A 12558-nucleotide genomic window follows, 5' to 3' on the forward strand; every position below is an offset into this window, starting at 1 on the left:
TGTGCCAAGATTGGTTTTTGAGAATCAATCAAGTACGGCATCCAAGAAGGGGGTCCACATGAATAAGACTAGCATTATTGGTATCGATCTGGCGAAGAGTGTTTTTCAAGCTCACGGTATGACGAGCAGTGGTAAGCAGACGTTTTCGCGTCAGCTCAAGCGCGCTGAGGTCGCCAAGTTTATAGCTAAACAACCCAAGTGCATTATTGGTATTGAGGCGTGCAGCGGTTCTCACTATTGGGCCAAGTTATTCAAGCAGTATGGTCATCATGTGAAGATCATCCCGCCTGGCTACGTAAAGGCGTACGTGCGGGTTAATAAAAATGATAAACGGGATGCCGCAGCGATTGCGGAGGCAGCGTCCCGAGAGCAGGCGCCGGTAGTAGCTGTTAAAACGACGGAACAGCTCGACCTACAGGCTCTGCACCGAGTCCGCGAAGACTCGGTTAACAACCGTACGCGCATCGGTAATCGGATACGGGGACTACTTGCTGAACAGGGCGTCGTAGTTAAGCGTGGACATGCTGCAACTCGCTATGAGGTCGCTTTGATACTTGAGGACGCTTCGAACGGGTTAAGTTACGGTTTAAGAGAGATCATTGCCGATCTCAGAGAGGAGTGGCTACGCTGCGATGATCGAGTTGATTACTACACCTCACGGATCGAAAAGATCGCTAGGTCTGATGCGCGCTGTAAACGGTTGATGACGATACCTGGTGTAGGCCCAGTCATATCGACCCTGCTGGTTGCGTATGCGGGGAATGGTCAATCATACCGGGGCAGTCGCGACCTAGCCGCCTCGTTAGGCTTGGTGCCCGCCCAGCACTCAAGCGGTGGTAAGGACGTGTTACTGGGGATCAGTAAACGAGGAAATCGACAGTTGCGCAAGCAACTGGTACACGGCGCGAGGGCTGCATACCGCTCACTAGAGAAATGCCCCGAAAGCAGCCGACTTGGCTTATGGGCACAGAGCTTGAGGGCTTCAGGCAAACACGTAAATAAGATCGTGGTAGCGATCGCAAACAAGCTGGCCCGTATCGCCTGGAGCTGCTTAGTAAACGAAAGAGATTACAAAGCGTTGTAATCAACGCAGTACGGAGCCTGCCCAAGGCAGGATAAATAGAGTTAAACCCAACCAAAGAGTTGCGCAGAACGTTAAGACACGACAGATAAGATCGACTTGCTGAAAATCTGAAGATCCCTGTGGCTCACCAAGAAGCCGGGTAAGAGATAAGAACAGCAAGAGCACATCTCATAATGGCCCGGGTGGATACGCCCAAACTGAGAGGCCGGATATAAGCGTGCAATCTACTTCTATCGAGCCAAAACGGTCTTGCAACAAACGGGTGGGTCCATATAAGCGATCTGCGTAAAGCGCACGTTCGCGATCCAATTGGCATCGCTCATCGGCAAATAGCGCTGCGCGCTACATGCCTCGTACAAGGGCAAAAAAAGGGAAGCTTAAAAGCTTCCCTTTTTTTGCGCCGTGCATGCTATCAACCAGCAGCGATCAGTCCTTCATACTTAGCCATCAGCATATCTTCGGTCTCGACGTGATCCGGATCCTTAGGAATACAGTCTACCGGGCAGACTTCGACACACTGTGGTGTGTCGTAGTGGCCAACACACTCAGTACATTTCTTTGGATCGATCTCGTAGATCTCATCTCCCGGAGAGATCGCTTCGTTTGGACACTCTGGCTCACACACATCGCAGTTGATGCATTCATCAGTGATCATCAAAGCCATTTTGACTTACCTCTTAAATCGGACCGCGGTCCGTTAAACTTCAGAAAAATGTTGCTTCAGTGCAGCGTTAACAGCAGGGTGAACAAACTCTGCTACGTCGCCGCCCAAAGACGCGATCTCACGAATTAGCGTAGACGAAATAAATGAGAGGTGCTCATCCGGTGTGAGGAAGAGGCTCTCAGCTTCAGGCGCCAATTTGCGGTTCATATTTGCAAGCTGAAACTCATACTCGAAATCCGAAACCGCTCGCAGACCACGCAGAATTACGTTTGCGTCGTGCTTACGCAGGAACTCCGCTAATAGGCCAGAGAAGCCAACTACCTCAACATTGTCGAGGTGTGCCAGGGCCTGTTTAGTGAGTTCCACACGCTGCTCCAACGGCAGCAAAGGACGCTTTTTAGGGCTCTCGGCAACGGCAACAATGACGCGATCGAATAGTTTAGACGCGCGCTCTACCAGGTCACTGTGACCATTGGTGATTGGATCAAAAGTACCCGGGTATGCAACGGTGTTCATCCTGCTTCTCTCAAGCTAGACCTTATTGCCGCGCATCTTAACGAAGTTCCGCCAACGCGACAAATATTAGAGCATAGTGATAAAGATAAGAAGTTATAAAAAATGATTTGCTTATATTAATAAAGAATATTCGGCTGAGGCTACTGCTCTCGATTGTAAAGTCTATAGCTGACCTGCCCGGCCGCTTTCTCACGATGTAACCGCCAGTTTGACGGCACCTCGGGTGTGCCCAACTCTCTCTCGGTTTCGACATAGATGTAGGCGTCATCGGCTAGAAGGTTACGGCTCTCAAGCAGTTCAGCGATCGGCTTGAGTAGACCCTTGCGGAATGGCGGATCGAGAAAGACCAGATCAAAGCGTTGAGACAGATCGGCGGGTTGCCTCTCTAACCAGCCCAGTGCATCGGCTTCATGAACTTCGGCGTTCTGTGCCTTAAGCGTCTGCAAGTTGGACTTTAGAGAGCGAACCACCTGCGGCGAGGCATCGATCAGAGTCGCTTGTGCGGCACCACGCGATAGCGCTTCAAAGCTGAGTGCACCGCTGCCGCTGAAAAGGTCGAGGCAGCGTGCGGCAGGGGTAACCGCCTGTAGCCAGTTGAATAGAGTCTCGCGTACACGATCGGGTGTAGGGCGCAGGCCCTCTGCTTCCGGGAAACTCAGCTTACGGCTGCGCCACTCGCCGCCGATAATGCGCAGTTCGGAAGCGGGGCTGGTGTTTTTAGGCGCGGCTCTGCGCGGATTGTGTCGACTCATCGTTAACCTTGCTGAGCATTAAATAGACGAGCGCGGCGATCGGCACCCTGTTGCAGTTGCTGGAGTAGGGGTTGCAGCAGCGTCTCTGAGTCGGACCTCAAACGCTTGAAGGCAGACGTCAGCGATAGGGGCTCTAAGTTGTAGAGCAGGATCGCTTCACTCCAAGAGCTCCTGTTTTGCTCAATCGCTTGAGCCCAGCGTCGCTCCAGTTGATCAATCGCTGAATTAAACAAGTCGCTGTCGGAACTCACTTGATTGAGTGCAGCTGTTAGAGACTCTGCCTCAGCGGTTGTCTCGATCAACACCAGTGATCCCTGAGGGGCTAGCTGTTGCTGAATTCTAGTGCTGGGCAGTTCCGCCAGAGATTGGCTGATCAGCACACCCAGTGTCTGTTGGGCTAAATAGCTCGCGCTATCTGTCGGGGCCGCTAGCTGCCAGAGCGAAATGGTGCTCGCCTCTTTGCTGCGCACAGAGATTGATGCCTTGCCCGGCTGCAGCCCACTCAGTTCTGTGTGGCTTTCCAGCGATTGCGGCAGAGGTTCGGACGCAGTCTGGAAGAGTAAGTGAATAGGTTGATCAACCAGCTCGACGTAGGAGCGAGCCGTGAGCTGTAAGTCACTGCTGCTAAGCAGCCCGTCTAATGCGCGCTGACGGCCGTTCTGCCCTGCAAGGTAGGCCTCGGCTGAAATGCGCTCGATAATAGGTGTCCAATCTATTGCCGGCGGCTGTTTTAGCAGTTCGAGGAGGATAGTTAGCGCCTCGGAGTCGATAGAATCGGCCGCAGAGATTGCCAGTGCAGTGTAGAGGCTAGAGCTCTGTGGTTTGACGCGCCAACTCTGTTGGTACAGGAGTTCGTTGATCTGAGGATCATCGAGGCGCAACTTGAGCCCTTCAAGCAGCAGTGCCTGACGCGCGGCATCTTTAGTTGTGAGGCCCGAACCCTGAGAAAAATAGATAGTGAGCTGTGGCTTCTCGCTCTCAATCCAGAGTTGGTCAGGCGCAATCGTTTTACCCACCTCATCAGCGGATGGCTCAAGGCGACTGAGTATCAGAATCGCAACCGGTAGCAGCCAAACGAGTGTCAGCAGATACTTTCGATTGAAGAGCGGTTTATCGCCACTGAATATCACGCGCAAACCTCTATGTTGGGCAGGTTCTTATAGTTGGTCTCTATGCTAAGATATTGCGCAACTTTCTGAAAGCTTTAAACAAACTGTATCCGGCTAGCGCTGGGCCTTCTCTGGAATAGTAGATCATGGAATCGCTGTACGTTTGGATGACTGAGCAGGGTTACGACCCGAGCATCGTCCCGTGGATTATTGGTGGTATCGTCTTTTTGGTGATGCTGTTTATCTGGCGTCTGATTAAGAACGACAACTCTGAGGCGGCCAAAGAGCTGCAGGCTAAAGCCGAGAAGTCGATCGCTGCACAGGAGCGCCGAGAAGCAGCAGCTAAACAGCCAGTTGAGCCCGATCCAGTTGAAACAGTTGAACCTGCTGTAACTGCGACGCCCGTCGAAGAGGTTCAAGAAGAGCAGCCGGCAGAAGCGCAAGTAGAAGAGGCCGAGGTCGCTGCTGTAGAAACAGCAGAGCAATCTGAGCTTGAAGTAGAGCCAGAGGTTGCTGAAGCTGCTGACGTTGATACTCCGCAAGTTGAAGCTCAAACTGAACAGCCAGAGCCAGAGCCAGAGCCAGAGCCAGAGCCAGAGCCAGAGCCAGAGCCAGAGCCAGAGCCAGAGCCAGAGCCAGAGCCAGAGCCAGAGCCAGAGCCAGAGCCAGAGCCAGAGCCAGAGCCAGAGCCAGAGCCAGAAGCGCCCAAGAGCTTCTTCGAGCGTGTGCGCTCGGGCCTGACACGTACTAAAGCCGGTCTGACATCACAGATCAGTAGCCTGTTCGCCGGCTCGCCTGATATTGATGAGGATCTTCTCGAAGAGATCGAGACACTGCTTTTGATGGCTGACGTGGGCGTCGAAGCAACAACCTCAATCATTAGTCAGCTGGAAGATCGTATCAGCGCCGAGAAACTCGATTCAGGTGAGGCGGTTCAAGCAGCTCTGCGTGAAATTCTCGGTGAGCTACTAGCGCCTGTAGAAGAGCCACTAACACTGCAGGCAGAGAAGAAGCCAACCGTTATTCTGATGGTGGGTGTGAATGGCGTTGGTAAAACAACCACGATCGGTAAGCTGGCCAAGCGCTACCAGAGCGAAGGCAAAAAGGTGATGCTGGCGGCAGGTGATACCTTCCGCGCGGCTGCTGTGGAGCAGTTGCAGGTGTGGGGTGAGCGCAACGATGTTCCTGTGGTTGCACAGCACACTGGCGCTGACTCAGCTTCAGTACTCTTTGATGCGCTGCAGTCTGCACAGGCTAAGGGTATTGATGTACTGATCGCCGATACGGCCGGTCGTCTGCAGAATAAAGACAACCTCATGCAGGAGCTGCAGAAGGTAGTGCGCGTTATGCAGAAAATCGACCCCACCGCACCGCACGAAGTGATGCTGGTGCTGGATGCGGGTACGGGCCAGAACGCGATTAGCCAGGCACGCGAGTTCGGTGATGCCGTGGGTGTCACCGGTATCAGCCTGACTAAGCTCGACGGTACAGCGAAGGGCGGCATCATCTTCGCGATCGCCAAACAGTTTGGCCTACCAATCCGCTTCATCGGTGTCGGTGAGCAGATCGACGACCTGCGTCCGTTCGAGGCGAAAGCCTTTGTTGACGCACTGTTCGACTAGGCGCACAGATGTCTGCCATCCGTTTTAGCCAGGCTAGTAAGCGCTACCCCAATGGGCACGATGCGCTGCGCACGGTCGACTTCGAGCTGGAGTCGGGCGAGATGGCCTTTCTAACCGGTCACTCCGGCGCGGGTAAAAGTACACTGCTCAAGCTATTGACGCTGGTCGAGCGACCGAGTCGCGGTGAAGTTTGGGTGGGGGACTACAACCTGGCTACGATGGATCGCCGTCGTATCCCGGGTTACCGCCAATCCTTGGGTGTGGTCTACCAGAATCACCGTCTTCTGAGCGATCGCACGGTTTTCCAAAACATCGCACTGCCGCTGCAGATCGCTGGTTATTCGGATGATGATATCGGCCGGCGCGTGCGCGCTGCGCTGGATCGGGTTGGCTTGCTCAGCACCGAGAACGCCAATCCACTCGCGCTCTCGGGTGGTGAGCAGCAGCGCATCGGTATTGCTCGTGCCATTGTGCACAAGCCGCGTCTACTGATAGCCGATGAGCCTACCGGTAACCTCGATCCACGCCTATCGCTGGACATCATGCAGCTGTTTGAGCAGTTCAATCGCATCGGTACAACCGTATTAATTGCGACGCACGATGTCGCGCTGATCAAACGGATGAAGCACCGCGTGTTGATTCTCGATAAGGGGCGGATGCGTCATGTCTGAAACGCAGAAGGTCCCTAGTCGCAATAGACCAAGCCGCGGCGCCAGCGGCCACCGCATTACCCGTACAGATCGTCTTAAACGCTGGGCAGCTCGTCATCGCTACGAAGCGCAAGATGCACTGGCCCGCCTGTTACAGATGCCGGCATCCGCGCTAATGACCCTGTCGATGCTGGCGGTCGCCCTCGCAGTTCCGGGCTTTTTGCTTACGCTACTGATCAACTTTGAGCAGCTCACCCCGACCACCGAGCTCAAACCCCAGCTAGCCGTCTATCTTAAGCCGGCGACTGAGGCCAAGCGTGTGGATCAGATTAGTCGTGAGATGTTGTTGCGCGATGATCTGTTGTCGGTTGAGTTGATCAGCCCAGATACTGGCGCGGCGGATTTTCGTGAGCGCTCCGAGTTAGGTGGGCTGCTTGAGCTGTTCGAAACTAACCCGCTACCGGCGGTGATCCTGCTGGTGCCACGGGATGAGGATCCTGAGTCGCTGCAGGCTATGCAACAATCACTTTTTGCCATTGAAGAGGTCGATACGGTCGAGCTGGATATAGAGTGGTTGGTGCGGCTCTCGGCAATACTGAACAGTTTCGAGCGTATTAGCTTTATTCTCTCACTATTGCTGGCGCTAACGGTGTTGCTGGTTGTGGCGAATACCATTCGTACGATGATTGGTAATCGCCTTGAAGAGATTGAAGTCAGTCTGTTGATGGGGGCCACTTCTGGTTGGGTGCGTCGGCCATTTCTGTATGCGGGTCTCTGGTATGGGCTATTCGGCGCCATCTTGTCGATCCTGCTCATTTATCTGGCTTTAATTCTGGTGGAATCACCGCTGCGAGAGATGACGGAGCTCTATCTGGGGGCGTTTGAGCTGCAAGGCTTGGGCTTTCAGGGAGTGGTCAGTCTTTTGGCGCTAGGATCACTCTTAGGTTGGGGCGGTGCTTACTTGGCGGTTTCACGTCAGCTGACCCAGTTTGAGCCGAATTAGGCAGCTCGAGCCTAACTAAAGAGCCTGAAAAGGTGATCTGTGATAGCAAAACTTGCGTTTATCACAGGCTCTGGTACATTTTTCAGTCCGGTCGGCTAATATTAGTAACATCTTATGGAACTTTTGCCGCCGAGAAATGTCCAAGTAATAGACAGGACAAGCTCAGTGAAAGCTGAGTAGGTTATTGATTTATATAGAGGTTGAAATCGAATAATGGGCACTAGCTTGCAAGTTGTTGAACATCTGTCACCGGGTCGAGATCTCGACGCGTATGTGGCCAATGTCAGCACTATTCCTATCCTCAACGCTGAAGAGGAGAAGACGCTGGCAGAACGTCTCTTTTTTGACAACGATCTTGAGGCCGCGCGTCAGTTGGTAATGTCGCACATGCGCTTTGTGGTGCACATCGCGCGTAGTTACCAAGGGTACGGTCTGCCACTGGGTGATCTTATCCAAGAGGGCAATGTTGGCCTGATGAAAGCGGTTAAGCGCTTCGACCCAACCATGGGTGTGCGTCTGGTCTCTTTCGCCGTGCACTGGATTAAAGCCGAGATGCACGAGTTCATTCTGAAAAACTGGCGCATCGTTAAGGTTGCGACTACCAAGGCACAGCGCAAGCTGTTCTTCAACCTGCGTTCGCAGAAGAAGGGCCTGGGCTGGATGAACAACGAAGAAGTTAACGCAATCGCTGAAGATCTAGGCGTTGATGCAGCAACCGTTCGTCAGATGGAGGGCCGTATGGCTGCCACTGATATGGCGTTTGATGCACCGTCCGACGCTGATGACGACGCAGCGGTTATGGCACCTTCAATGTTCTTGGAAGATCACTCAGCTGATCCCGCGCTGCTGTTGGAACATCAGAACTACGAAGAGAACAACAACCAGCAGTTGGCAGAAGCGATGTCTGAGCTGGACGAGCGTGCGCGCGATATCCTCGCCCAGCGCTGGTTGGTTGAAGAGAAAGCGACCCTGCACGAGCTAGCGGCTAAGTACGAAGTCTCGGCTGAGCGTATCCGCCAGATCGAGAAGAACGCCATGAAGAAGCTCAAGAACGCCATCATGATCGTCTAACTTGAGAGTCTCTCCCCAGAGGGCCGCTGATGCGGCCTTTTTTGTGCCTGTTAGTTGGCGAATCCGAATTCCTGCGTGCTTCGTTTAAGGAAAAGTCATGCGAACTTCGTTATGACATACTTTTTAGCCGAGTAGTTTCGGTTTGAGGTCTTTATGCAAGATAATAAAAGAGCACTGCTAGTTCTGACATCGCACCGCCAACTCGGAGATACCGGGCGTGGCACCGGCTTCTATTTTGATGAGATGGCCGCTCCTTACTACGCACTGATAGATGGGGGCGTAGACGTTACGCTGGCATCCGTCGCCGGCGGTCAGGCTCATGCTGATCCCAAAACTCTGGTTGAACGCGATAAGCGTCCACCCATGGTGGCGCGCTTCATGGATGATGAGATTGCTATGGCAAAGCTAGCGTCAACACTAAAGGCCTCTGAGGTCGACGGCAGTCAGTATGATTGTGTGTTCTTCCCTGGTGGGCACGGCGCGATGTGGGACTTCGATTCTGAAACCATTGGGCAGATTGCAACCCAAGCCTGGGCGGCTGGCGCTATCGTCGGGGCTGTCTGTCACGGCCCCGCCAGCTTGTTGAAGGCGAAAGCTGAGGATGGTTCGCCGCTTGTCAGTGGACGGCGCGTTAATAGTTTTACAGATTCCGAGACAGAGCAAATTGAACTGATTGGAGTGGAACCTTTTCTGCTAGAGACTGAGCTGCGTAAGCTTGGAGCGTTGTTTGAGAATAGCACTAACTTTACTTCCCACGCTGTACGAGACGGTCGTTTGATAACGGGACAGAATCCTCAGTCTACGATTGCAGTTTGCGAGTTGTTGCGAGAGGCGATGGCAGAGCGATAGAAGTTTCACTGATCTCGATACCTTCACCCTCTAAAATCCAGGAACTGAGCCTGGATTTTTTTGGGGCAGATAAGCGAGTCGAGGTAGTGTATCCTTGCCGCACTGAGAATTGAGGTGAAACGGTGACGCGTAACTTTCTGGTAATTGCCGCTCTGCTTGGCGCCACTGGCGTCATGCTGGGGGCGTTTGGTGCTCACGGTCTGCGTGACCTACTAACGCCAGAGCGTATGGAGACTTACCAGACGGCCGTTACCTATCAAATGTGGCACGCCCTCGCTTTACTAGGTGTCTCCGTATTAGGGGCGCACTTCAGCGCGCGACCCGCTGCAGCAGGCATAAAATCGCTGACTGTTGCCGGCTACGCGCTTACTACAGGCACCCTAATTTTCTCCGGTAGCCTCTACCTGCTAGTGCTGCTGGATCTTCCTATACTCGGCGCCATTACCCCGATCGGCGGTGTGGCCATGATCACTGGCTGGCTTGCGCTAGCCTACGCTGCCCTGCAGTTAAAGAGTTGAGATTTAAAGATGAGTGAAAACGACCAGATTTCTGACCAGACACCTGAAGAGAGCAAGGATTCAGAGAAAAAGCACCGCCGCATTCGTAGCTTCGTTGTTCGCGCAGGCCGCATGACAGAAGGGCAGCAGCGCGCCTACGACGAGAACTGGGCAGAGTATGGCCTAGAGCTAGATGGCGGCATGCTGAACTTTAGCGAGCTATTCGGGAACGATGGCGGTGTTACGGTAGAGATTGGTTTCGGCATGGGCGACTCACTGATCGAGATGGCGCGCCGCGCACCCGAGAAAAACTTCATCGGCATAGAGGTACACCCTCCAGGCGTTGGCCGCCTGCTGGCGCGCGCCAAAGAGGAGGAGCTGACTAATATTCGGGTCTTCTGTGACGATGCAATTGAAGTTCTCGCACAGTGCATCCCAGACGGGTCGCTGGCCGGCGTACAACTCTTCTTCCCCGATCCATGGCATAAGAAGCGTCACAACAAGCGCCGCATCGTTCAGCCCGAGTTCGCTCAGACTATTCGAAATAAATTAAGCATCGGTGGGGTGTTCCATATGGCAACCGACTGGGAACCTTACTCAGAGCATATGATGGAAGTGATGAGCGCCGCAGAAGGTTACACGAACCAGGCGGGTAATGGTCGGTTCTCACCACAGCCCGACTTCCGTCCCGTCACCAAGTTCCAGAAGCGTGGTGAAAAGCTGGGTCACGGCGTTTGGGATCTGATGTTTGAGCGGGTTAGCTAATGGATAACCAGCCCAATAACCCGCTTCACGGTGTCAAACTCGCAGACATCGTTGAACGCCTTGTCGACCATTATGGTTGGGATGAATTGGGCGATCGAATCGATATTAACTGCTTTCAGGTCGACCCATCCGTTAAGTCTTCGCTTAAGTTCTTGCGTAAGCAGCAGTGGGCACGCGATAAGGTTGAGCAGCTCTATATCGATACTTTTTGCTCCTGAGTAGCTGCTTTTAGCTATCTCCCCAATCGCGCCGCTTCCGCGCCAGTTCGCTCTCCCACGCTTCGGCATCACCATACTCCAGGAATTTAGCTGTGCGGGCGTGAGCGCCGCGAGCGCGCTTGGCGTGTTTGATAGGGCACCAGAACTGCTCTGTGCGGGCGGTGATTTCACGCCCGTAAGCCATCACACCGTTGCCGTAGCCGCAGTAGACGCAGTTGAGCTTTTCGATAGCGTTGAGGTAAGCGAGCATGTGGCGGTCAATCACGATGTATTCGCTGCGTTTAACAAGGGGGATGCCGTAAATCCTGAAGCAGATCTGTTGATAGATGGTCATTCCTAAGTCGAGCAGGGCGATCGGAATTACCATTGCGTAGATTATCGGAGCTGAAAGTATATAGCTTGGCGTAGCGCCCCGCAGATACTGCCACACGGTGCGCCGATAGCGTTGTTGAAGTAGAGCAACTGCCTCTTCAAAGCGTATTTTCCCGCTCTCTACTTTATAGTGGAAGCGCTCTTTCTGCTCGTCCACGAGCCGTTCAATCTCTGCTGAAACGTCCTCCTCGGCCTTGCGAACGCGTTCGATAAGCTCCTCAAGTCGCGATTCATTCGCCACGCTGTTCTCCCCAATCAGAATAGTTCTTATACTCTAAGCTTAGTCGAGGAATTCAATGCCGAGGGTGTAGCGATAATGAGTGAATTACCCGGATTTAAGCTCCAGTTTGCAAGTGACAACACCGCCGGTGTCTGCCCGGAGGCGCTGTCGGCATTTAATGAAGCAAACGCGGGCTTTGCTAGCCCCTACGGTAATGACGTCTCTACCGCAAAGGTTTGCGACTTGCTGCGTGAGGTGTTCGAGCGCGATGAGTTGGAGGTGTTTTTTGCTTTCAACGGTACTGCGGCTAACTCGCTAGCGCTTGCCTCAATGTGCCAGCCCTATCAGTCGGTTATCTGCACCGATGCGGCGCACGTAGAGACGGATGAGTGCGGTGCACCGGAGTTCTTCTCCAACGGCTTAAAGTTATTAACCGCACCGCATCACCAGGGCAAGCTGACCGCAGCTGGGGTCGAGGCACTGGTTAAACGCCGTGATGATATTCATTATCCGCGTCCTAAGGTGGTGACGCTGACGCAGTCGACAGAGATCGGTACGCTCTACCACAAAGGGGAAATCGCCGGCATTTCGCATGTGTGTAGAGATCATGGCCTCAACCTTCATATGGATGGTGCCCGGTTTGCGAATGCTGTAGCTAGCCTCGGTTGCGCGCCGGCGGATATCACCTGGCGCTCGGGTGTAGATGTGCTCTGTTTTGGTGGGACTAAGATGGGTCTGCCGGTGGGGGAGGCAATTCTCTTCTTTAACAGGGAGCAGGCTGAGGACTTCGCTTATCGTGGTAAGCAGGCTGGCCAGTTGGCATCTAAGATGCGCTACCTGAGTTCGCCTTGGTTGGCGATGTTGCAGCAAGATAACTGGCTTAAACATGCACGGCATGCAAACAGCATGGCTAGGATTTTGAGCGATCGTATTGCCGACCTACCTGGAGCCGAGATGCTCTATCCCACCGAGGCCAACGCCGTGTTGGTCAACTTGCCGGACGCTGCGGTGACCGAGCTCAATCAGATCGGTTGGAGCTTCTACAACTTTATTGGCGGTAGCGCGCGGTTTATGTGCTCGTGGGCGACTACGGAGGCGGCAATTGACGCGCTAGTGGCCGACATGTCGCGGGTGCTGGAAAGTCTCTAGTCCCGCGCTCTTATGTA

At 53.7% G+C, this 12558-nt stretch carries 15 protein-coding genes; 10 read left to right on the top strand and 5 right to left on the bottom strand.

What is annotated here, in order from left to right:
- Positions 1–58: 58 nt before the first annotated feature.
- Positions 59–1084, top strand: coding sequence for an IS110 family RNA-guided transposase (locus tag AC1WNR_RS00535; protein WP_481642609.1), 1026 nt, complete (start codon positions 59–61; stop codon positions 1082–1084).
- Between the two features lie 412 nt (positions 1085–1496).
- On the opposite strand, the gene AC1WNR_RS00540 is transcribed toward AC1WNR_RS00535, so the two are convergent.
- The 4 genes from AC1WNR_RS00540 to AC1WNR_RS00555 all read right to left on the bottom strand — a co-directional run bounded on the left by AC1WNR_RS00540 (position 1497) and on the right by AC1WNR_RS00555 (position 4146).
- Complete coding sequence (locus AC1WNR_RS00540; protein WP_481642610.1) at positions 1497–1748, bottom strand: YfhL family 4Fe-4S dicluster ferredoxin; 252 nt, start codon at positions 1746–1748, stop codon at positions 1497–1499.
- A gap of 33 nt (positions 1749–1781) precedes the next feature.
- The gene (coaD, locus tag AC1WNR_RS00545) at positions 1782–2264 is read right to left on the bottom strand and encodes a pantetheine-phosphate adenylyltransferase (protein WP_481642611.1); all 483 of its coding nucleotides are present in this window, start codon (positions 2262–2264) and stop codon (positions 1782–1784) included.
- A 140-nt stretch (positions 2265–2404) separates the two neighbouring features.
- The gene (gene rsmD / locus AC1WNR_RS00550) at positions 2405–3016 is read right to left on the bottom strand and encodes a 16S rRNA (guanine(966)-N(2))-methyltransferase RsmD (protein ID WP_481642612.1); all 612 of its coding nucleotides are present in this window, start codon (positions 3014–3016) and stop codon (positions 2405–2407) included.
- A gap of 2 nt (positions 3017–3018) precedes the next feature.
- Positions 3019–4146 (bottom strand): hypothetical protein, encoded by a 1128-nt coding sequence (locus tag AC1WNR_RS00555; protein WP_481642613.1) that lies wholly within the window; start codon positions 4144–4146, stop codon positions 3019–3021.
- 125 nt (positions 4147–4271) lie between these two features.
- Here AC1WNR_RS00555 and ftsY point away from each other — a divergent pair, with 125 nt between their 5' ends.
- The 8 genes from ftsY to AC1WNR_RS00595 all read left to right on the top strand — a co-directional run bounded on the left by ftsY (position 4272) and on the right by AC1WNR_RS00595 (position 10800).
- A complete protein-coding gene (gene ftsY / locus AC1WNR_RS00560; protein ID WP_481642614.1) occupies positions 4272–5747 on the top strand; it encodes a signal recognition particle-docking protein FtsY in 1476 nt (491 codons plus the stop codon).
- Between the two features lie 8 nt (positions 5748–5755).
- Entirely contained in the window at positions 5756–6418 is a 663-nt protein-coding gene (gene ftsE / locus AC1WNR_RS00565) for a cell division ATP-binding protein FtsE (protein WP_481642615.1), read from the top strand.
- Entirely contained in the window at positions 6411–7400 is a 990-nt protein-coding gene (ftsX, locus tag AC1WNR_RS00570; protein ID WP_481642616.1) for a permease-like cell division protein FtsX, read from the top strand. Before ftsE ends, ftsX begins: the two co-directional genes overlap by 8 nt.
- Before the next feature lie 213 nt (positions 7401–7613).
- Positions 7614–8471 carry an RNA polymerase sigma factor RpoH gene (gene rpoH, locus AC1WNR_RS00575; RefSeq protein WP_481642617.1) on the top strand — a complete coding sequence of 286 codons (858 nt, stop codon included), beginning with the start codon at positions 7614–7616 and terminating at the stop codon, positions 8469–8471.
- 153 nt (positions 8472–8624) lie between these two features.
- Positions 8625–9320 (top strand): type 1 glutamine amidotransferase domain-containing protein, encoded by a 696-nt coding sequence (locus AC1WNR_RS00580; protein ID WP_481642618.1) that lies wholly within the window; start codon positions 8625–8627, stop codon positions 9318–9320.
- A 122-nt stretch (positions 9321–9442) separates the two neighbouring features.
- On the top strand, positions 9443–9838 hold the full coding sequence (locus AC1WNR_RS00585) for a DUF423 domain-containing protein (RefSeq protein WP_481642619.1): 396 nt from the start codon (positions 9443–9445) through the stop codon (positions 9836–9838).
- 9 nt (positions 9839–9847) lie between these two features.
- Positions 9848–10582 carry a tRNA (guanosine(46)-N7)-methyltransferase TrmB gene (trmB, locus tag AC1WNR_RS00590; protein WP_481642620.1) on the top strand — a complete coding sequence of 245 codons (735 nt, stop codon included), beginning with the start codon at positions 9848–9850 and terminating at the stop codon, positions 10580–10582.
- Positions 10582–10800: a VF530 family protein gene (locus tag AC1WNR_RS00595; RefSeq protein ID WP_481642621.1), complete on the top strand. Its 219-nt coding sequence runs from the start codon at positions 10582–10584 to the stop codon at positions 10798–10800. The genes trmB and AC1WNR_RS00595 overlap by 1 nt, the downstream gene beginning before the upstream one ends.
- Before the next feature lie 10 nt (positions 10801–10810).
- Here the strand turns inward: AC1WNR_RS00595 and AC1WNR_RS00600 are convergent, their stop codons facing one another.
- The gene (locus tag AC1WNR_RS00600; protein ID WP_481642622.1) at positions 10811–11413 is read right to left on the bottom strand and encodes a hypothetical protein; all 603 of its coding nucleotides are present in this window, start codon (positions 11411–11413) and stop codon (positions 10811–10813) included.
- A 75-nt stretch (positions 11414–11488) separates the two neighbouring features.
- Between AC1WNR_RS00600 and AC1WNR_RS00605 the strand changes: the two genes are divergently transcribed.
- Entirely contained in the window at positions 11489–12541 is a 1053-nt protein-coding gene (locus AC1WNR_RS00605; protein WP_481642623.1) for a threonine aldolase family protein, read from the top strand.
- Positions 12542–12558 lie beyond the last annotated feature (17 nt).

The sequence above is a fragment of the Marinobacterium marisflavi genome, assembly GCF_982447095.1.

What these genes read in the sequence shown, in the direction of transcription:
- AC1WNR_RS00535 (WP_481642609.1), top strand. Translation starts at nt 59, where the DNA reads ATGAATAAGACTAGCATTATTGGTATCGATCTGGCGAAGAGTGTTTTT.
- AC1WNR_RS00540 (WP_481642610.1), bottom strand. Translation starts at nt 1,748, where the DNA reads ATGGCTTTGATGATCACTGATGAATGCATCAACTGCGATGTGTGTGAG.
- coaD (WP_481642611.1), bottom strand. Translation starts at nt 2,264, where the DNA reads ATGAACACCGTTGCATACCCGGGTACTTTTGATCCAATCACCAATGGT.
- rsmD (WP_481642612.1), bottom strand. Translation starts at nt 3,016, where the DNA reads ATGAGTCGACACAATCCGCGCAGAGCCGCGCCTAAAAACACCAGCCCC.
- ftsY (WP_481642614.1), top strand. Translation starts at nt 4,272, where the DNA reads ATGGAATCGCTGTACGTTTGGATGACTGAGCAGGGTTACGACCCGAGC.
- ftsE (WP_481642615.1), top strand. Translation starts at nt 5,756, where the DNA reads ATGTCTGCCATCCGTTTTAGCCAGGCTAGTAAGCGCTACCCCAATGGG.
- ftsX (WP_481642616.1), top strand. Translation starts at nt 6,411, where the DNA reads ATGTCTGAAACGCAGAAGGTCCCTAGTCGCAATAGACCAAGCCGCGGC.
- rpoH (WP_481642617.1), top strand. Translation starts at nt 7,614, where the DNA reads ATGGGCACTAGCTTGCAAGTTGTTGAACATCTGTCACCGGGTCGAGAT.
- AC1WNR_RS00580 (WP_481642618.1), top strand. Translation starts at nt 8,625, where the DNA reads ATGCAAGATAATAAAAGAGCACTGCTAGTTCTGACATCGCACCGCCAA.
- trmB (WP_481642620.1), top strand. Translation starts at nt 9,848, where the DNA reads ATGAGTGAAAACGACCAGATTTCTGACCAGACACCTGAAGAGAGCAAG.
- AC1WNR_RS00595 (WP_481642621.1), top strand. Translation starts at nt 10,582, where the DNA reads ATGGATAACCAGCCCAATAACCCGCTTCACGGTGTCAAACTCGCAGAC.
- AC1WNR_RS00605 (WP_481642623.1), top strand. Translation starts at nt 11,489, where the DNA reads ATGAGTGAATTACCCGGATTTAAGCTCCAGTTTGCAAGTGACAACACC.